This is a genomic window from Enterococcus sp. AZ077, from assembly GCF_051714965.1.
GTDB classification, from domain to species: Bacteria; Bacillota; Bacilli; order Lactobacillales; family Enterococcaceae; genus Enterococcus_B; species Enterococcus_B hirae.
Window position 1 is genome coordinate 1,883,806 of sequence record NZ_JBIOSX010000001.1, and the last position, 19,167, is coordinate 1,902,972.

General features: G+C 35.3%; 26 protein-coding genes and 2 pseudogenes. 4 read left to right on the forward strand and 24 right to left on the reverse strand.

Translation table 11 applies throughout. The features are described 5' to 3' along the window. Position 1: 1 nt before the first annotated feature. The 8 genes from IGL28_RS08685 to IGL28_RS08720 all read right to left on the reverse strand — a co-directional run bounded on the left by IGL28_RS08685 (position 2) and on the right by IGL28_RS08720 (position 6,377). On the reverse strand, positions 2–1,531 hold the full coding sequence (locus IGL28_RS08685; protein ID WP_081129475.1) for a phage portal protein: 1,530 nt from the start codon (positions 1,529–1,531) through the stop codon (positions 2–4). Between the two features lie 11 nt (positions 1,532–1,542). Then, the gene (locus tag IGL28_RS08690) at positions 1,543–2,958 is read right to left on the reverse strand and encodes a DEAD/DEAH box helicase family protein (RefSeq protein ID WP_438843947.1); all 1,416 of its coding nucleotides are present in this window, start codon (positions 2,956–2,958) and stop codon (positions 1,543–1,545) included. Continuing rightward, positions 2,951–3,784, reverse strand: a complete 834-nt coding sequence (gene terS, locus IGL28_RS08695; RefSeq protein WP_081129470.1) for a phage terminase small subunit — start codon at positions 3,782–3,784, stop codon at positions 2,951–2,953. Before terS ends, IGL28_RS08690 begins: the two co-directional genes overlap by 8 nt. Positions 3,785–3,830: 46 nt before the next feature. Beyond that, entirely contained in the window at positions 3,831–4,493 is a 663-nt protein-coding gene (locus IGL28_RS08700) for a hypothetical protein (protein WP_081129468.1), read from the reverse strand. 116 nt (positions 4,494–4,609) lie between these two features. After that, positions 4,610–4,840, reverse strand: a complete 231-nt coding sequence (locus IGL28_RS08705; RefSeq protein ID WP_081129465.1) for a hypothetical protein — start codon at positions 4,838–4,840, stop codon at positions 4,610–4,612. Between the two features lie 551 nt (positions 4,841–5,391). Beyond that, positions 5,392–5,808, reverse strand: a complete 417-nt coding sequence (locus IGL28_RS08710; protein WP_034698468.1) for an ArpU family phage packaging/lysis transcriptional regulator — start codon at positions 5,806–5,808, stop codon at positions 5,392–5,394. Positions 5,809–5,886: 78 nt separating this feature from the next. After that, on the reverse strand, positions 5,887–6,183 hold the full coding sequence (locus IGL28_RS08715; RefSeq protein WP_034698471.1) for a hypothetical protein: 297 nt from the start codon (positions 6,181–6,183) through the stop codon (positions 5,887–5,889). Further along, positions 6,180–6,377, reverse strand: a complete 198-nt coding sequence (locus tag IGL28_RS08720) for a hypothetical protein (RefSeq protein ID WP_010718393.1) — start codon at positions 6,375–6,377, stop codon at positions 6,180–6,182. The genes IGL28_RS08715 and IGL28_RS08720 overlap by 4 nt, the downstream gene beginning before the upstream one ends. Positions 6,378–6,496: 119 nt before the next feature. On the opposite strand from IGL28_RS08720, the gene IGL28_RS08725 reads away from it, so the two are divergent. Further along, positions 6,497–6,874, forward strand: a complete 378-nt coding sequence (locus tag IGL28_RS08725) for a hypothetical protein (RefSeq protein WP_080704590.1) — start codon at positions 6,497–6,499, stop codon at positions 6,872–6,874. Positions 6,875–6,895: 21 nt separating this feature from the next. On the opposite strand, the gene IGL28_RS08730 is transcribed toward IGL28_RS08725, so the two are convergent. From IGL28_RS08730 to IGL28_RS08795, 14 genes and pseudogenes are all read right to left on the reverse strand, one after another. Further along, complete coding sequence (locus IGL28_RS08730) at positions 6,896–7,357, reverse strand: class I SAM-dependent methyltransferase (RefSeq protein WP_002325355.1); 462 nt, start codon at positions 7,355–7,357, stop codon at positions 6,896–6,898. Further along, positions 7,358–7,743 (reverse strand): annotated as a pseudogene (locus IGL28_RS08735) (YopX family protein). A gap of 11 nt (positions 7,744–7,754) precedes the next feature. Next, positions 7,755–7,955: pseudogene (locus IGL28_RS08740) on the reverse strand (hypothetical protein); the annotation flags it as partial. Between the two features lie 151 nt (positions 7,956–8,106). Beyond that, complete coding sequence (locus tag IGL28_RS08745; RefSeq protein ID WP_034698477.1) at positions 8,107–8,466, reverse strand: DUF1064 domain-containing protein; 360 nt, start codon at positions 8,464–8,466, stop codon at positions 8,107–8,109. After that, positions 8,463–9,314 carry an ATP-binding protein gene (locus IGL28_RS08750; protein WP_010719519.1) on the reverse strand — a complete coding sequence of 284 codons (852 nt, stop codon included), beginning with the start codon at positions 9,312–9,314 and terminating at the stop codon, positions 8,463–8,465. Before IGL28_RS08750 ends, IGL28_RS08745 begins: the two co-directional genes overlap by 4 nt. Before the next feature lie 14 nt (positions 9,315–9,328). Further along, positions 9,329–10,147 carry a Lin1244/Lin1753 domain-containing protein gene (locus IGL28_RS08755; protein ID WP_010720131.1) on the reverse strand — a complete coding sequence of 273 codons (819 nt, stop codon included), beginning with the start codon at positions 10,145–10,147 and terminating at the stop codon, positions 9,329–9,331. Positions 10,148–10,186: 39 nt separating this feature from the next. Further along, entirely contained in the window at positions 10,187–11,122 is a 936-nt protein-coding gene (locus tag IGL28_RS08760) for a recombinase RecT (protein WP_081129698.1), read from the reverse strand. Between the two features lies 1 nt (position 11,123). After that, on the reverse strand, positions 11,124–12,071 hold the full coding sequence (locus tag IGL28_RS08765) for a YqaJ viral recombinase family protein (protein ID WP_179287073.1): 948 nt from the start codon (positions 12,069–12,071) through the stop codon (positions 11,124–11,126). A 65-nt stretch (positions 12,072–12,136) separates the two neighbouring features. Continuing rightward, on the reverse strand, positions 12,137–12,382 hold the full coding sequence (locus IGL28_RS08770) for a hypothetical protein (protein ID WP_081127925.1): 246 nt from the start codon (positions 12,380–12,382) through the stop codon (positions 12,137–12,139). Positions 12,383–12,422: 40 nt separating this feature from the next. Continuing rightward, positions 12,423–12,608, reverse strand: coding sequence for a hypothetical protein (locus tag IGL28_RS08775; protein ID WP_010718398.1), 186 nt, complete (start codon positions 12,606–12,608; stop codon positions 12,423–12,425). Between the two features lie 16 nt (positions 12,609–12,624). After that, a complete protein-coding gene (locus tag IGL28_RS08780; RefSeq protein WP_010718399.1) occupies positions 12,625–12,855 on the reverse strand; it encodes a DNA-binding protein in 231 nt (76 codons plus the stop codon). Then, positions 12,852–13,406 carry a hypothetical protein gene (locus IGL28_RS08785; protein WP_034698489.1) on the reverse strand — a complete coding sequence of 185 codons (555 nt, stop codon included), beginning with the start codon at positions 13,404–13,406 and terminating at the stop codon, positions 12,852–12,854. Before IGL28_RS08785 ends, IGL28_RS08780 begins: the two co-directional genes overlap by 4 nt. A gap of 63 nt (positions 13,407–13,469) precedes the next feature. Then, positions 13,470–13,646 (reverse strand): hypothetical protein, encoded by a 177-nt coding sequence (locus IGL28_RS08790; protein WP_179133707.1) that lies wholly within the window; start codon positions 13,644–13,646, stop codon positions 13,470–13,472. Further along, the gene (locus tag IGL28_RS08795; RefSeq protein ID WP_081127927.1) at positions 13,643–13,870 is read right to left on the reverse strand and encodes a helix-turn-helix domain-containing protein; all 228 of its coding nucleotides are present in this window, start codon (positions 13,868–13,870) and stop codon (positions 13,643–13,645) included. The genes IGL28_RS08790 and IGL28_RS08795 overlap by 4 nt, the downstream gene beginning before the upstream one ends. A 163-nt stretch (positions 13,871–14,033) precedes the next feature. On the opposite strand from IGL28_RS08795, the gene IGL28_RS08800 reads away from it, so the two are divergent. The 3 genes from IGL28_RS08800 (at position 14,034) to IGL28_RS08810 (ending at position 16,243) form a co-directional block, all read left to right on the forward strand. Continuing rightward, positions 14,034–14,414 (forward strand): helix-turn-helix transcriptional regulator, encoded by a 381-nt coding sequence (locus IGL28_RS08800; protein WP_034866875.1) that lies wholly within the window; start codon positions 14,034–14,036, stop codon positions 14,412–14,414. 6 nt (positions 14,415–14,420) lie between these two features. Further along, a complete protein-coding gene (locus tag IGL28_RS08805; RefSeq protein WP_081127929.1) occupies positions 14,421–14,849 on the forward strand; it encodes an ImmA/IrrE family metallo-endopeptidase in 429 nt (142 codons plus the stop codon). Between the two features lie 170 nt (positions 14,850–15,019). Next, positions 15,020–16,243, forward strand: coding sequence for a tyrosine-type recombinase/integrase (locus IGL28_RS08810; protein WP_034698498.1), 1,224 nt, complete (start codon positions 15,020–15,022; stop codon positions 16,241–16,243). Positions 16,244–16,346: 103 nt separating this feature from the next. Here IGL28_RS08810 and IGL28_RS08815 read toward each other — a convergent pair whose 3' ends face one another. Then, a complete protein-coding gene (locus tag IGL28_RS08815) occupies positions 16,347–17,693 on the reverse strand; it encodes a glucose-6-phosphate isomerase (protein ID WP_081127931.1) in 1,347 nt (448 codons plus the stop codon). Between the two features lie 113 nt (positions 17,694–17,806). After that, on the reverse strand, positions 17,807–19,156 hold the full coding sequence (gene gdhA / locus IGL28_RS08820; RefSeq protein WP_010718408.1) for an NADP-specific glutamate dehydrogenase: 1,350 nt from the start codon (positions 19,154–19,156) through the stop codon (positions 17,807–17,809). Positions 19,157–19,167: the final 11 nt, after the last annotated feature.

Genomic DNA, 19,167 nt, shown 5'->3' on the forward strand with positions numbered 1-19,167 from the left:
TTTAAGTGTCTGATTTTCTTGTTTGAGCCTTGCTTGATCCTCCAGTTCTCGACGTTTGGTCCAATACTTCGTTTCTGTCGTCACTATTGCCACCTCCGCCAAAATTGTATTCACTATCTGGATAAGCATTTCCATTTTCCAACTCCATTATTTCATTTTCATAATCAACGTCTGTCACAAATGGAATTTGTCTTTGAATGGTTCGTTTGGATACATAAGGTGCAAGCTTAGGTAAAGCTTCAGCTAAATAACTTAGATCAGTTGGCAAAGATCTAGAGAAAGTAAAAATAATTTTTTCTGGCTCAATTTCTACTTTGTCATGAAACTTAAGAAAAGCAGCAATTGTTTCTGCGCATTCTTTCAGTCCTTCTCTAAAATATTGTTCTTTAGTATTTGTTTTTGCTTCTAGGCTAATGATTTGCCACTTACGAGCTTCTCCAGAACTGTTTGATTTAAACACCTCATCGTTAAAATCGATTGCTTTACAAATGGTGTAAAATTGTTTTTTCAATAGATCCATATGATATTCATTGAAATCTTTCGCTAAATCTTTGGTGACATATTCTGCTTTTGCTGTAGGGTCTTTTAAGTTAATAATCCCTAGCTGATTCATCATTTCTTTAGCAGTGTCTTTGCTCATTGTCGTACCAGTAACAAGCATGTACGCAAGCTTAAATTGTTCGATTTCGTTTTGCTGATCAGACAAAGCACGATCAATTGCATCTCCAATTTCCTCGGCTACTTCAAAATCACAATAACGATTCGTATTATTTTTAAATTCGGATAAATTAATCACTTCTAAAGGATTTTTTGTTTCATCGATTTTTTTGAATGTTCCGTTAGTAATAAAATCTAAATCACCATAACAAGCATATGTCGTAATTTCATTTCTAGTTATAACTTTCATTTCTTGGAAAAACTTTTTCTGATAAGAGTCATACTTTTCTTTAATATAGATTCCAGCATTTCCATATCTTTCAGCTCTCCAAGGCTCAATATTGCTTGCTCTTAACTCCCAACCATCATCTCCTTCCACAGGCTCTAACAATCGGAAAGCTACTCCACATGCACCTTGAAAAGTGGCTGTCTCAGGATCAAGCATTGCAAATCTCATGGAATCAAGATTGCTTGTTAATTTGTTAAAAGCTTCTGGAACTGTTGGAAGCTCTGTATCATTTTTTAAGAATTTATCTTTTAATCTTTGAATGAGTGTTCTTTTTTGTTCTGATACATCGTAATCCCATTTAATAGGTACACCAGTAAAATGATTGACTGCTTGATCTACGACAATCGAATACATACCAGCATGAAGTTTATTATTAACCTTTACAATATCAGTGTTAGGCTTTGGTCTTTTGTCTATTTCATTCTTTTCGCTAGTATACGCTAGATATTTTCTTTCACGATCAGCAAAAAATGGTTTCATATCTTCTATAAAACCATTCGGATCAAACATTCTATCTTCAATTTGTGTTGCATATTTAATACGTAGCTTCTTATATCTCTCTAAAGATAATACTGTACTAATCAAAAGCTCACCTCCTAAAATTGAATAAATTGATAGTGACTTGGTGGCTCATAAAATGCTAAAGCCAACGCATCAGCAATATCTGGACTACCAATGTTTCGCTTTTTCATATCATCTTTACTTTCTAAACGAATACGACTTCTACTCGTCATTTTGAATTTACGTGTACTCAGTTCTTTAATCAACGATCCATCATCAGGCAATTCAATAATCGGTTGTTCACCGTTAAGATTTGCTGTCATATTTTCTTCTAACATTTCCTTGATATTTCCCCATAGCTGAGTACCTAAATTATCGTAAAAATCGTCTTCTGATGTTGCACCATTATTCACTCCAAACACCTCAAAAGGATAATGATTATCTTCTATCAGTTCTTCGAGGCGATCGGTTACACCGCCTCCGACACCAGTGTCATCGACTTTAATCATCACTTTATCAATACTCGGATATTGACTCATTAGATTCTTGGCCATATTGATGACATATCCTGTTGTTTCCATGGTGCTACGTTTTGAATATTTCTCATACTCTAATGCCCTAGTAGCAATTCTAGGGAAAAGAATCGTAGAATCATCACCATACCGAGCTACGTCGACACCTATATGAGCAACCGTTGTTTTATTGACTAAAGAATCACTAATTAGTTTTTCTGTAGCCAATTCTACCGTTTCAAGATTGATAAATGAATCCAACGCTCCTTTGGGAAATTCTCCAAAAATACGGACACGAGCAACGTCGCTTTCTTTTCCATACTTTTTAAGGATCATCTCTATGTTATCTTTGTTTGTACGTTTACTATCGTAACTAGATACTTTATGGACTCTGTATTTATCACGGTCTGAATTGTGGGAATCATAAAAGACACCTTCAATATTATTGGGGTTTCCACACATCAATAGCTTATTATCAAAACCCGATAGCGTACCAAGAATAGCTTCCATAATTGGATCAGATACACCAGAAGCTTCATCTACCACAATCAGCATATGGTCCTCATGAAAACCTTGCATATTTTCTGGTTTCGTTGCTGTTCTAGCGGTAGCAAACCAACGCTCTGAATCACCAACCATATAAATTTTGGTCTTTGTCCACTTCAGTAAGTTTTTGATCAAGCTATCATTTAGCCATTTAGCTACTTCCGCCCAAAGCACATCGTAAAGTTGTTTCATGGTTGGAGCTGTAGCAATCACTTTTGCGTATGGTCGACAAGTTAAAAACCAAAGTATTGCTCCTGCTTCTAATGCTGTTTTTCCAACACCTTGTCCAGAACGAACTGAAACCTTTGGAAATTCAGCCAAATCATTCAAAACACTTTCCTGCCATTCATCAGGATCCAAGCCCAATATATCTTGGCAAAAAGCTACTGGCTTATCATAGTAATAATCAATCGCAGCACCTATATCAGCAAAAGGAATAAAATCATTACTCATTCTCTCTCACCGCCCGTTTATTTGCTGCATTCAAAACTGCTTGCTTCCATTCTTCCACTTCTTCGCCAGAATTATTACCGCCAATATCAGCTGTTTCAGCTTGAATTTTCTCGGTTTGTGCTTTCATTAAATCAGTCTTGTAATCTGTTATATATAGTTCATTCATTTGCTTAATGGCTTTAGCTAACTGATTGCTAATCCGAGTTAATGAATCTTCAATTGAAAGAATGTCATCAATTTTGCGATGTATTTTTCTGATAACTTGAACATCTTGCATAACCTCTCGTTTAATTTCTAACTTTCTACCGTCTTTTTCAATCGGCGTTTTGATTTTTCTTAACTGTTGCAGGCGTTCGATTTCTTCCTCGTTTAAACCTGATTCAGCTTGTTTGATTCTTTTCATCATTCGCAACTGTCTTATCTTTAATAACCGTATTTCCTCAGACAAAACAAAAGAAGGATCATTATTCAAATTAGAATAGATGTCCTTCTCTTCATCGCTTAATGTTTCGTAAAATATAGTTTCATACTCGCCAGTTTTCAAAGCGTTCTTGTTCCCTATTGGCGGCGATGCTCGGCTATTGCCTTTATTGCCTTTGGCATTCTGATTACCAAAAGGAGCGCCTCCTCGATTAGTAACGTTACCTTTTGCATTGGTAACATTACTTTTCAATTCAGCGCTCCACTTGTCTTGAGATTTCCATTTTCTAATCTGAGAATCTGAAACATTTAATTCTGATGCAATTTCCTTTAATTGCTTTTCTCCGTTGGATTCCAACCAAATTCTTTTGGCTTCATCACGTCTTGGATCACGTTTTCTTGCCATTCAATACACACCACCTCACATTCTGTTTAGGTTGAGTTTTGTTTTTCTAATCTCCTTTTTTTGCTCTATCCCATTCAGTTTTTAGATATTCACGAAAAATATTACGTATACTAGTAATTGAATTATCAATCAAACCTCTCATTTCACTAGCGTAAGTTTTATCAGTTTTTGGCAAATGCAAATTGTAGAAACCTGGTCTCGCTTCTCTTGCCTCTATATCTTTTATAATATCTACAGAATCTGATAACTCTTTCTCAATAGCCTTATGCTCGTCTTTTTTGCTGAAATGAAGTAATATTTTTTCTGCAGTTAAAATGGATTCTTGTATACAAATCATTAATTCCTCTTCTTTTTTTAATTGTTTTATTTTTAACTCCTTTTGTCTATTAATATAAGTTGGTTCTTGATTCATTTTCTTCTCTAAACCACTTAATTCCTCTTCAATATCTTGCATTCTGCTAACCAATATTTTAATATCGAACAGATAAGATAAATATTTACTAACTAAGTTTCGTACCTCGGTTATCCATTCTATTCTTGCTTTTGCTTTTAAATTAGCATCTATTTGTTGCTGAGCAATTTCTTTTTGAATTTTACTATTTTTACTTGAACTTCTATAAGCTAAACATGCAGCTATAAAACTAGCTAAAGTTGCTAAACTTGACCACATAAAATTACCATTATGATCAAATAAGATATTTAAAACCATCTTATGTCCTCCAATATTTTTAGTTTAATTATCCTCTAACTATCGATATCTTTCAACATAAGATCAGCTTCAATTAATATCTTTAAATCAGAAAATTAATTAATTCAATTTACATTCTAATCCCTCAAATTCTTGTTTATGTTTTCTTGAATATTCTGCTCATTAAAATACCCACGTCCACAGTAACGAAGGTTGTATTTGTCGATTTCTTTTGGAGTCGCTTCTCGTGTCATTTCAATAATCGAATACTTCTTTTTGATTTGTACTGACTGGACGACTCTTACTAGATCATTTTCATTCGGCTGTGGATACCTATTAGACAGTGATACGTACCAGTAGTTTCTCATCATGCAGTCTCCTTTGTGTTAAATAAAAAGACCACTCATTGAGTGATCTAATATGTAAAAACTACACCTCAGCAATGAGATGCAGTTATAGCTCTATCAAGCAACCTACACCGATTCCATCGATTACTATCGACCTCGCCTTGCTCGTGTACTTTGAGCCCCCATTTCCAACCCTCAGTTGCCAAAGTCGCTAGCAAGGATTTGCACCTTGCATGATATCTACCCTAATTTGAGCTAAGCTCCGCCCTTGACTGATATCCTTCGGAAGGACTAGTGCGTCTACCTATTCCGCCACAGCGACATAATATAAACAGACAGCAACCAATTGATATAGATAAACAATGGAAAATGAAGGAGGTTTTCACTTCCTTTTTCGTATTTTTGTGATTAGTTGGTTGCTGTCTATCAAAGCATAATTTACAACGATGAGGGAGATTTCCTCCCTTACATTTTATTTTGTCTCAGACCTATCACTAATCTTTCGACACTACCATAATATCATGTTAAAACGCTCAAAAACCCTACACTATCCCTACAAAAACCCTACGTTTTTACAGGTACGCAATCAGCGCCCCTCTTTTATACGCTTCTGCAAATTCAATCAATGCGTTGGATTTCAGCTTCTCGACATTTTTCTCACCATATCCGCAGATCAATTGCCCTATCTCATAATTAGAGTGCTTATTTACATCACAGAAGCTGTAGTAGAGTATCTGACGACTAATCAGACTAAGAGCCATTAAAGCCGCTAAAATCGCGTCTCTCTCTGCTTCTATATCCATCATCTGGATAATCGCGTCTTCTGCCTTATTCCCGTGTTTTGGTGCCTTCGGCATATCGGTTATGATAGGCGACTTAATATCTATCAAAGAGCGACCTGCCATCCGCTCCAAACGCCGAAAGTTCTTCAGCACATCTCTCGCATTACATCTTGTCTGTTTGAAATCTACCTCTCGTAACAATTGCATCAAGTCAAACCGCTCCTTTTTGTGATATAATAAACGTGTCATGTTTATTTATTTTGAGTCGGAGCGATCCGGCTTTTTTTATTTGCCTCCAATGAGTTCGATATCCATCAAACGAGCTACAGCTAAATTATCTTTACTCTTTGCTAACCACTTGTCGCATTCCATCGTATTTCCGATACGAATGATTGCAGAATGATTATAAACGTGTTCTACATATCCTCTGAACGGATAAACGAACTCTTCTGCTTCGCAACGAACCATGTCACCTACTTCGACTTTTGCTTTCTTTTTCTTCTTAGGATTCTTAGTCGGCATATCTAGCATTAAACCGCCGATTCCATGACTGCTAGCGTAAAAGCCGTCTTTTAATTTCATCCTTCCGCCACCTCCTCATATAATTCGAATTTACTAGATGGCCAACTCAAACGCTGTTTATCGTCGTCAATCAAAACGATTCTGCCAGGCATCGAAGCATCTTGAACTATATAATATTCGTTGTCCAAGAAGTATAATGACACGCCTGATCCTATTTTAGTCACTACTTTGTCACTCTTTTTGAAACCCATCATTCTACCTCCTCCTTTTCATTTATTGACGATAATAACAAAATAGATAACATGAAAATATTTGACCACAACACAAGATTGTGATATTTTTTACATAGTTTTATTTATATGGGGGTGACGAAATGCCATTTATAGTCTTTTTCTTTATATCATTATTAACAATATATATTCCTTTACCAACATTATTAATGTATTTCCATAGACTCTCAGAAAAACATGACATTATAGTCACTATAGATAAACATATATTGGTTATACTTGTCTTATTAGATTATTATATTAGCTACTATTTTCTTAAAAACTGTAAGATTAAAAAGAGATACTACTTTTATTTAATTGGATTAAATTTGATTGAATGGGGAATACATTTAAGCTTGTACTTAAAATTCAACGCTACAGCATTAACTATAGTTTTAATTTTCCAAACGATCCTTTTAATTTGCATGTTTACCTTCCCATTATCTGGTAAATTCAGAAATTACATATTTAATCAAAATTGATCCTACAATTTCACGAGGTAGCTAGATACTCTTCATAAATACTAACCAGTGTGTTTTAGCTCTCTTATTTCCATATAATGGCACATAATCAATTGCATTCAATATTTCTGATAGCTTGATTTGATCCTCGTTCCATTTAAATACAAGAGTTCCATTTGGCTTTAATACTCTGAAACATTCTTTGAATCCTAATGCTAAATCTTCTTTCCAAGTTTCGGGATTTAATTTTCCATACTTTTTGACCAACCAGCTATTCTCGCCTGCTTTAAGCAAGTGTGGCGGATCAAATACTACATGATAAAATGATTCATCTTCAAATGGCATATCTCTGAAATCTCCAATGACATTAGGATTGATATCAACGACATGTCCGCTATTTAGTTCTTCGTATTGTTTCCGAATGTCCATAAAAATTACGTTTGGATTCTGTTTATCAAACCAAAACATTCGACTACCACAACATGCATCTAATATTTTAGTCAATTACTCTACCTCTAATAACTCTTTATTCTCGTATATATTCCCGATAACTTCATAGTCAGTGTGAAATACTGGATCATAATAAATTCGATATTCTAAGTCCAAGTCTACTAGCTTACAAATTAAGCCAGAATGACACCCAGAGGCTTGAACAACAGCTTTTTCATGATCTAAGTGATTAAAACCATCACTTACACTGAAAAGTACTATATCCCCCTCAAAAATCTCTACACCGTTCTTATCTTTCAGTCCTGTGGATTGCATGAGGATATATTTATCTGGAGACATTTCAGCATGAGTGATCAACCTTCCTGCTTGTCCATATTTCATTTCTTGCCCAAATTTTTTACCTTTAAACGGTGGTACCACGCTCGAAACTTCGGTATCATTCGCTGTCCTCCTACTTCTTCTCAGTCACCGTAAACGGCACAATACTTTCTGGCATGTAATTTACTTCGTATTTGTATTCATTGACCTTCGCGCCTTCTAAATCTTCAACCACATACATGTTCCAACTAGTCATGTTCACAAGATGTCTTTTGTACTGTTTCTTTCCTGTTTCAACTAGAATAACGAGTTTATTTTTATCTTCCGTATCAACATCTGTCGTAGACTGTCTTTACATATCATACAAATAGATAAATCCATGGTGTCTCATGTTCTGAGTCACATCAAAAGCATTCAACCTCTTGGTTAACTTCTGGAATGAATTTCTTTTTTCTGCTCATTTTCAAACCTTCCTAACCTTTCTTTTAAAAACGCTCTTCCTTGAACGTCTTGCCATATTTTTTAGCTAATATCAACGGCACTTGATAACGATGGCAGAACAGTTTCGCTTTGATTTTAAAATCTTTTGTCTGCATTCCTTTGACATCTACAACTTTCACAAGCTTACCGTTTTTATAAAACGTGAAGTCAGGAATATACTCGATTTTACGGTACTTCTTGCCTTCCAATTCAAATTTTGGCAATAGTTCAAATTTTTCCTGAAGCTTTACTTTCCAGCCGTTTGCTTCCGCTTGCCATACTGCCAGATCATAGTACTCTGCTTCTGCTACAGAATCGAATTTGATCTCACGATGAACCGTTTTTCGATTGCGATATTTGTTCATGCTGTCGCTCCTTTTACTGGTTTTAATCGTTTATCGGTTGTTTGAGAAAAGACCATCGTAAATCCATCAGAATTGACAAATATTCTTGATGTTGTCCTCATACCGTAAGCCTTTTTCAACTCTTCCCCAAGCAAGTTCGTTGTGATAATCGTTGCTAAGTTCTGTCGTGCATCCAAGAACGAATTCAACGTGTTTATGCCAAATGCTCGACTATCTGAAGTATCTTTTCCTAGCTCTGAACCGATATCATCAATGACGACTAAATCCGCCGTTTTGATATCTGCAATCAACGATCCCTCAATCGTTTTTCTAAGTTCAGGATTGTTGTACGAAAACTTGATTTGATCCAGCATTTCCTGTAACCCGATAAACAAGATTTTCTTGTCGTAGTTTGATCGCCTCAAAACTTCCCAAGCCGCTGCCATCGCTAGGTGACTTTTACCTGTTCCCTGTTTGCCAGTTAAAACAAGATGACTTGGATTTCCTAACAAGACTGAATTAACAAAGCGTTTGGTTACTTCAACCGCTTGTCTTGTTTCTTGATCAACGATTTGATAATTCTGCAATGTACAATCAAACAACGCTTTATTAGGCACGACAGAACCACCTTTGAAAAAATTGATAGCTCTTGCTTTCAGACTTTCGTTGTACATTTGCTCTGTTTGTAAGTCTTCCTGAACTCGCAATGCTTTATACCCACATTGCATACAAGTTGGTTTACAACGATCTGAGCCATCAGGATTCTTCGTACGCCATCCATACAAGGGCTGTCCGCATTCAGGACATTCGCCACGTTGGACAAGCACTTTCTGTATTAGTTTTTCCATGATTTCTCCAACGGTTTCCATGCCTACGCCTCCTCTCAAATAGGCAACTCATCTGTGCTAAATTTCTCGTATTCAAGCGTTTTATTTGCATTTCTAGGTGATTTTGAATAATGACCTTGCAAATACTTTCTCACTTTCTCAACGGTGTCTAGTTGCTTGTTTTCCCAGTTTTTTAGCACTCTATCGAGATAGTTATAATTTTTAGCACCATTTTTTAGCATTTCTTCAATCGCCATGATGACAATTTCATCTTGTCCTTGAAAATCATTTACCCAAAAACGAATAGATTCTAAAACCATTGGTGCTTCTGCTGGATTCACTTGATTTAGCCAATAGCTCTCTGCGATATTTTCTGAATGAATATCTATACTAGATCTAGAAGAAGATACTCTTGTTTCATTTACTTTACTTTTATTTCCTTTACTTTGGGGATTAATGTCAGCATTATCTCTTTCATCTTGTGTATTAATGTTTGCGTTAATTACATACTTAGTTGGTTTTGGTGATTTTCGTCTTTTTGTCGCTTCAAAGTAGGTGGCTTGGATATTCTCACTCGTAAGCACCTCGACCGAGTCAAACAGTTGTTTATCAAAAAAACCCCATTTGACTAAGCGGTTCACTATTTGATTGAGCATTTCCTTACTTACTCCTGGCAGGCGTTTTAAAAGAGTAGCTTGCGTTAAATCATTCCACAAAATGAAATATCCTTTTTTATATATCGCACAAAGCAGTTTGATTACCGCAATTTCTCCTTTAAGTCCAAATTCCCCAGCAATAGCCTCTATTTTTTCATCTTCGAAAACATCAACATCAAGAGGAAAATAATCAAGACCTTCTTTTGTTGGTCTTGCCACACTATCACCTCCTTAGATAAGCGAGGGGAAACTCCCTCGCTATAGTGGTGGGTTCATATCATCGAACAATGAATCCTGTTGTTCGTCTATATTTGCTGTTTCTTCGTATTCATCAAACGCTGATGACACGTCTTCCACTTTTTCTGCTTCTTTACGTTCTGATTCAATTGGTTCTGCATCATTTAAAGTAACTTCTTCTACAAGATCATTATTTTCATCAAATCGAAAAACTCTTTCGTCAGAAGTAACCGCATTTTGCATTTCTACAGATAAAATCCCCCATTTAGCTAACATGTTACGTAAGACGGTTTTTATCGCCATCGCATCATAATTCTCTTTCCACGCTCCAGTTAGCTTTGTTTTATCAAACCCTTTGGCATGTTTAATACGATGAGCTTCCACTTCTTGCTTTGTCCAATAAACAGTTTTTTTAAACCCATTTAGTAATTCAAAAAATCCAACATAACCGATGACTCGATCAGATTGTTTCGCATTGTAGTCAAACTGAAACTCTTCTGTCAGAGGATTCCATTCAATTAATTGCCCTTCATAAATTTCTATTGCATTAAGTGCTTTGTATTGTCCAGAACGTTGTGCTAACTGAATATAGCCTTTGTATCCTAGGATGAATTGGGCTTCGTTATGCGTAATCCAATCTTTTCCTACCTTTTCTTTCCGATTAAATGGAACAATATAGGCATATCCTAAATTTTTATCTATTGGTAAATCCATCGTTGCTGCTTTTAAAGCAGAAGCGATGATTGTCATCGGCTCTGCTTTAGATAAATAATCATCGCCACCAACTAACGTTAAAAGAGAACCCATAAAAGCATCTGATTTTTCGTGTAAAATATCATTGAATTTCTTTTTCATAGCTGGCTGACTCATCAATGTTTTAAAACCTAATTTTGAAACATCCACTGCTTGATTGTTTTTTTCTGTTAGTTGATTCTTTAAATCTTTACTTGTTGCCATATCACTGAATCTCCTTTATCACTAATCTATTTGAAGTTGATAAACTGTAAATTTCCTCATCTTTCATCACATATGGATATTTCTCTGCTATTTTCTTCAAGTCTTTTCGTTTAGAAACGACTGATTTTAAACAAATAATCCGATTAGGTGTGATACCTGTAGAGGCATTCTTTATTCCAAGTTCCTGAATAATTTGATTGTCGATTTGTCGAATACTCTTCTCTAGTTCCTTCTTATTTTTGAGTAACTCTTCTTTTTGATCGAGTAGAACATCATAATCAGCATGAAGCATAATTTCAGTTGAATCTAATTCTGAATAACGCTCTTTTAGAAAATCTGACGTTGCTTTACTTCCATCGATCAGTGGCTCTTCTCCGCCGATAATGTTCGTTTCCCAAAAATCAACTAACCGTTCTGTGATGATGTCAATCAGTTCTTGATCTCGTTCAACTCGTTTCCATATAAATCTTTGACCACCAATCAACACAGCGATATAACAATAATCCTTGTTCAAAACATTCATGTAATGTTGCACTTGACACAAATAACTAAGTGGCACTTCTTCTCCTTCCCATTCTTTGCTAAAAAATTGATTCGCTGTTTTACATTCAAGAATGGCATTTTCTCCTACTACATCACGATCGATATTTGCTCTTAAGAATGGATGTAACGGATGTTCAAACACTTGGTTTCTTCTACGGACCTTTTTGCCTGTTCGTTCTTGAAATTCTTTGGCAACAACTTCTTCTAAAACATTGCCCCAATAAGCTGGTTCGCTCTCTGAATCTTTTAATTCAATTTGACCCGTTTTCTCAAGCCATAATTGATAAGGGGATTTGTATTTATTCAATCCAAGTACTGTTGCGACATCAGAACCACCAATACCTCTTTTGCGGTCTTCGAGCCATTCTTGATGGCTCATGTCTAAAGTTGATTTACTCATCTTCATCCTCCTCAGTTTGTGGTCTTCCCCAATCTGGAGTATTTAGGTATTGATCTAACGATGAGGCAAAGTCATTCATTAAACATCATCTCCTTTGTAGCCTTACATGCAGGATAATCGCAATCATTAGTTCGTATACTTTCTTTAAACTTATCGTTCATTAGTGTTAGTACAATTGTTTGCAAAGCAAATGTTCCACCAAATACAACAGTTGCTTCATCTACACTTGGATCAATCGCCCCAAGAGTGATGGCTACATCACTTTCGTTACACTCATGTATTAGTTCTTCAATTAAATTTTTAATTTTTGGATTCATATGGTGAAATCTCCTTAGTTATGTTTTTTTATGTTACCGATTAGCGACGGCCATCGCTGGTCGGTCTTTTTTGTGTTGGCATTTTGAAACTTTCTCTTACAGCAGTAACAACTACTAAAGTTCCCCAATAAATCAGCGCATATGCCGGGTTGATACTTGTCAGTATGATTGCTACAAGACACATAAGCAAAGCGCTTTTGACAGTCATTTTAAAAACCGTTCTCATTGCTTCACATTCCTTTCTAATTAGTATTGCGTTCTTCCCATTCCTTCACTAACTCGAAGTCATACTGCAAAACACCTCGAACCCTTCGAGAAGGTAACGGATCATTTTTTGAATTCGTCCATTTAGAAATAGTAGCTAATGAGACACCGAAATATTCAGCAATATCTTTAGCTTTCTTCCAAACTCTTTCTTTTGGTTGCTTTTTTTGAACTAAAGGGACCACTCTTTCCATTTGTGAAATCTTCATTTTAATTCTCCTTTCATGTATCCTTGACTGATCCAATAAGTTAAACGCTGTTCGCTTAGTTGACGAATATCAATTCCAAGAATTTCGCATAGTACACAGATCAGAGTCACTTCAATCATGATCTCGTCTAAAAATTCATATGCATATGAAATGATTTGCTGACGATCCTCAGCGGTTAAATAATCCTCATTTTTGAGAAGAATTTTCTCAACTTCTTTTTTCTTTTGTTTTCGCTCATCGGATTCTATCATTTGAAGCTTATCTAGTGACGAGGGGTCTCTTCTATAAACATCTCCATCAATTGATTTAAATAATCCAAAAAATTTATGGATTACATGGAGAGTAAAATCTGAATCTCGAAAATGATCAGTTAAAGCTTGAGCATTTTCTAACGTCACAGGCTTAGTATTATGTGGCGTTGTCCAATCACTCAATGACTGTTGAGATACATTAACTTGCTTTGCAATTTCTTTCTTCGTTTTGCCACTCTTATTTATCACCTTAATTAATGATTCTCGAATGACAGCTGATTTTTTTAACAGTTTGAACACCTCAATTTCTTATTCACACGTATATCAATACGAGCAATTTTTTTGTACTATTAATTTAAATAATCAAACAAAAGCTGTTTCGTCTAATTCACGTTCAAGCTCTTTTTGAACTTCTTCAACTAAAAGATCAAGTTGAACATCTGTAGCACATTTGATGATGTGTACTAGTCTAGGTCTTGCATCAAGTACGATGTTTATTTTTATTGTCGTGTCATTTGGTGTTTCTCCTTCCTTTGTCAAAAAGTTTCGATTTTAGATACTTTATGGGTAAAAATTTTTGCTAATGGGATATCCAATAGCTTTGCTAAATAAGGAAGTTCTTCTGGTTTAAAATTATATTCGCCAGTTTCTCTTCTATAATATTTCGCCTTATCATTAAAACCCATGAGATCAGACATTTTTTTTAAAGAGTAACCTTTTGTTTTACGTCGCTCTTTTATTAATTCAAGATTTACTTGATACATATTTGCACCTCCAAAGTTTCTTTTTTAGCAACCTTATATACATATAATACATTGCGATTTTAGATACGTCAATAGAAAAAGTATCTTTTTTCGCATCTTTTTATATCTTTTTTCGCAACTATGGTAAAATAGTTGTGAAAAAAGCAACGGAAGGAGTAGTCTAATGTCAAAAGATCTAGTGAATAGAATAATAGATTTAAGAGAAAAACGTGACTGGACCCAAGCTGAGTTAGGCAGGAAAATTGGATTAGAAAAATCAGCAATGAATAAAATTGAAAATGGCACTAGAAAGGTTTCTACAGAAGAACTCCAGAAATTAGCAGAAATTTTTAATGTTACTACTGATTACTTACTCGGAAGAAATCAAACTCCTGAATGGGCTGATGAAAATGATTTAGTTGAATTAGATAAAATGCTCGATTCCAATGTTAATATGGCTTATGGTGGCGAAACGTTAACTGATGAAGAGAAACAAAGAGTAAAAGATGTTTTAACTGGTCTATTTTGGGAATTTAGAAAAGAAGACAAAAGTAAAGAGAAGTGATTTTCTATGGAGATGGACGTAATTAGTCTAGTTGGTAGACTAAAACAAAAATATAATTCTGCTAATCCCTTTACTATTTGTGGAAAAATGGATATTCAAATTAGATACGTTCCCTTTTTGAATAACCCAAAGGGACAATTTCAAGAATTATTAGGACGGTCAGTTATACTTCTAAATCACGAACTAAAGTATTCTGAAGAACGGTTCTATATTTGCGCTCACGAACTTGGTCACGCTATATTTCATCGTGGGTTATCTAGCTATTACGTATCAACAAGAACATCCAGAAGTAAATCAGAGAGCGAAGCGAATTGCTTTGCCGCTAATCTCATTGTTTCTCTTTATAAAGAAGACAACGATAAATACCCTAGAAAAGTCGAGGAATTAACAAATTTGTATGGGCTTCCTGAAAGCGTGTATAGATTTTTAATTTAAATGGTAATAACCAAAGATTAGCCTTAGGGCTTTTCTTTTTAAACGCAAAAGAACATAAGTTCGTATAAAAACTCTATTGATACGAAGATTTTCTAAATTTTCGTTCAAATAACATCCCTCCCCTAAAATATTCTTATTATTAGGACTGAAATACGAAAGGAATGATGTCAGTGGCCTCCATTAAAAAATATTACTTAAAGAAATCAAAAGAATATCGTTATGAAGTATATATATCAAATGGAATTAATCCTGGTACTAAGCTACAGAAAAAGATTCATAAAAAAGGGTTTAAAAGTCACGAAGAAGCAGAAAAATTCGCAAAAATTGTTGAAGGACAAATAGCTTCTGAAGAATATATACAAAATAATCCTAAGAAATTAACTATAGAAAAATTCATGGACGATTGGATTAATAACTATAAAATGAATGTTAAAGAAGGAACAAGAATAGTTCATAGGGCAAATATAAAAATGTACATCAATCCATATATTGGAAAATATAAACTAGATAAATATACTAGAGCTGATCATCAAAGATTCATCAATCAGTTACTTACTAAAAAGGGCTTAGGTAGAACTAAGGAAGGTCTCTCAGTAACAACAGCCAAAAGTATCAATGCCACTCTTAGCAATGCTTTCAAAAAAGCTATTCAGTTAGGATATATAAAGAATAACCCTACTAGTTTTGTTGAGTTTCCAAGAAATCTATCTGATAAAAAGAAAGTTAAATATTATACTTTTGATCAATCTGAACTATTTCTCGAATTTGCCAAAAAAGAGAAATCATTTATATGGTATCCCTTTTTTCTTATTATATTTGATCAAGGATTGCGAAAATCAGAAGCTTTAGGGCTACAATGGGCTGATATTGATTTTTCTCAGAATACACTTAATATCAATCGTGAACGACTTGGGGCTGCTGAAAAAGGACCTAACAAAGGTTTAATTATTACAGATGACACAAAAACCCCATCTGGTACACGATCATTGCCTATGACAAAACGAGTAAAGAAAGCCTTATTGACTTTAAGAAATCAAGTAATAAAAGAATTTGGTTTTTTACCTGAAACAGATGACCACGAAGCATTTATTTTTATAAATACTTACGGTAAAAATAAAGGTATTCCAATAAGAGATCGAACCGTTAACGGTGCTTCTCATAGAATTGAAAAACATGCCAATCTCCCCCACATAACTGTGCATGATGGTAGACATACTTTTGCAGCTAGAACGAGACAAGCAGGAATACCTTTAGAAGATATCAAAGATTTTTTAGGTCATAAAGATGTTTCTACTACACAAGTCTATGCCCATATTTCTCCCGAAGTGAAAAAAAGATCAATGAATCAACTAGAAAACTATATAGAAGAGCAAATAAAAAAGCACTCAAATTGAGTGCTTTTTTTAAGTTCACTATCACTAAAACTATCACTAATTTTATTTAGAAGCGAACATGTTTCTATCACTGATTTTTTAAATCTAGCGAAAAACCCTTATCTTACAGGCGTTCGTTCAATTCTTTCGCAAGGTCTTCAAAGCCTGGTTTGCCTAGAAGTGCGAACATGTTTTTCTTATATGCTTCAACACCAGGTTGGTCAAATGGGTTAATTCCATTTAAGTAACCTGAAATACCTACAGCAATTTCAAAGAAGTACATTGTATAACCTAATGTGTAAGCATCCATTTCTGGAATTTTAACTAATAAGTTTGGTACGTCGCCATCTGTATGAGCCAATAAAGTTCCTTCAAAAGCTTTTGTATTGACGAAATCTACTTCTTTTCCTTCCAAGTAACCTAAACCATCTAGGTCTTCAGCTTGTTCTGGAATTGTAATTGATTTACGTGGTTTTTCAACTTTAACGATCGTTTCAAAGATGTTACGGCGTCCTTCTTGAATATATTGACCTAGTGAATGTAAGTCAGTTGAGAAGTTCGCACTTGAAGGGTAGATTCCTTTTTGGTCTTTACCTTCTGATTCACCGTATAATTGTTTCCACCATTCAGAGAAATATTGCATTCCTGGTTCATAGTTGATCAATAATTCAGTTACTTTCCCTTTACGGTAAAGGATGTTACGCATTGCTGCATATTGATAAGCTTCGTTTTCTTCTAGTTTATCACTTGAATAAGCTTTGCTTGCATCTGCAGCTCCTTGCATCAACGCATCGATATCTGCTCCACTAACAGCGATTGGTAGTAATCCTACTGCTGTTAAAACAGAGAAACGTCCACCGATGTCATCAGGAATCACGAATGTTTCCCAACCTTCTGCGTCGGCTTCTACTTTAACTGCACCTTTTGCTTTATCAGTTGTTGCATAAATACGTTTATTCGCTTCTTCTTGACCATATTTTTTAACAAGTAATTCTTTGAAGACACGGAATGCGATAGCTGGTTCAGTCGTTGTACCTGATTTTGAAATCACGTTTACTGAGAAGTCACGATCTCCGATTACTTCAATCAAATCAGCGATATAAGTTGAGCTGATTGAGTTTCCTGCAAAGAAAATTTGTGGTGCTTTACGTTGTTCACCATCTAATAAATTGAAGAAAGTGTGGTTTAAGAAATCGATTGCTGCACGAGCGCCTAGGTAAGAACCACCAATTCCGATAACTACTAAAACTTCAGAATCAGATTGGATTTTTTTCGCTGCTTCTTTGATACGAGCAAATTCTTTTTTGTCGTAATTAGTAGGTAGATCGATCCAACCACGGAAATCACTTCCTGCGCCTGTACCTTCACGTAATACTTTATCTGCCATTGATACTTGGCTTTGCATGTAACCTAACTCATGTTCATTAACAAATGGTGCTACTTTTGAATAATCAAAATGAATATGTGCCATTTTTTATTCCTCCTTTAAAAGATCAATATACAGCTTATACTTTACGTTTTTTTTTACAATTTTTCAAGCAAATAAATGAATTGAAGCTAATATTTACAAGAAAATTTCAAACACTAAACTAATCCTTGCGCATACATCACTTTCGCTACTTTTTCAAAACCTGCAACATTTGCTCCTAGCAATAGATTTTTTTCATTGCCATAAGCTGCTGCCGTTTGGCGACACGTTTGATAAATATTTTTCATGATTTCATCTAATTGGCGATCCACTTGTTCACTTTCCCAAGACAATCGTTGAGCATTTTGACTCATTTCTAATGCTGAGACAGCGACACCGCCGGCATTAGCTGCTTTCCCAGGACAATACCACACATTGGCTTTTTCAAAAACATTGACAGCTTCAAGAGTACATGGCATGTTTGCGCCTTCTGCGATGATTTTCACGCCACATTCAACCAAGTTGTTAGCAAGCGTTTCGTCTATCTCGTTTTGAGTAGCGCAAGGAAGCGCGATATCTGCAGTTTCTTTCAAAGTCCAGACAGATTGACCAGCATGATAGACAGCAGAATCACGTTTTTCTGCATAAGCGGTCAACCGTTCCCTTTTTTCTTCTTTGACTTCTTTTAATAGTGCCAGGTCGATTCCTTCTGGATCATAGATAAACCCACTGGAATCAGAACATGTGATGACTTTCCCACCTAATTCTTGAACTTTTTCAATGGCATAGATTGCAACGTTTCCGCTACCAGATACCAGAACTGTTTTTCCTTCAAAAGAGTCTTTTTCTGCTTGTAAAAGATGTTTGACATAATAAACCAATCCGTATCCAGTTGCTTCCGTACGAATCTTACTTCCCCAAAAATCTAATGGTTTTCCAGTAAGGACACCGGCATCATATTGTTTTAATCGTTTATATTCTCCAAACAAATAACCGATTTCTCTGGCACCGACTCCAATATCTCCAGCAGGTACATCGATGGATGGACCGATATGCTTGGATAGCTCCAGCATGAAACTTTGACAAAAACGCATGATTTCATCGTCTGATTTTCCTTTTGGATCAAAGTCACTTCCGCCTTTTCCTCCACCGATTGGTAGACCAGTTAGACTATTTTTGAAAATTTGTTCAAAAGCTAGGAATTTAAGAATACTTAAATTCACACTCGGGTGGAATCTCAACCCGCCTTTATAAGGGCCGATTGCTGAATTGTACTGAATGCGGTATCCACGATTGACTTGCCAGTTTCCTTCGTCATCTTGCCACGGCACGCGAAATTGAATGATTCTTTCTGGTTCTGACAACAATCCTAAAATATTCCGTTTGATGTATTCAGGATGTTTTTCTAAAAATTGAGTAGCTGAAGGCATAAATTCATCAATGGCTTGTAAAAATTCGACTTGTCCTGTGTCTTTTTGATGAATATTATTTTGAATTCGTTGGACGTATTCTGTTGCGTTTGTCATTGTTTCACACT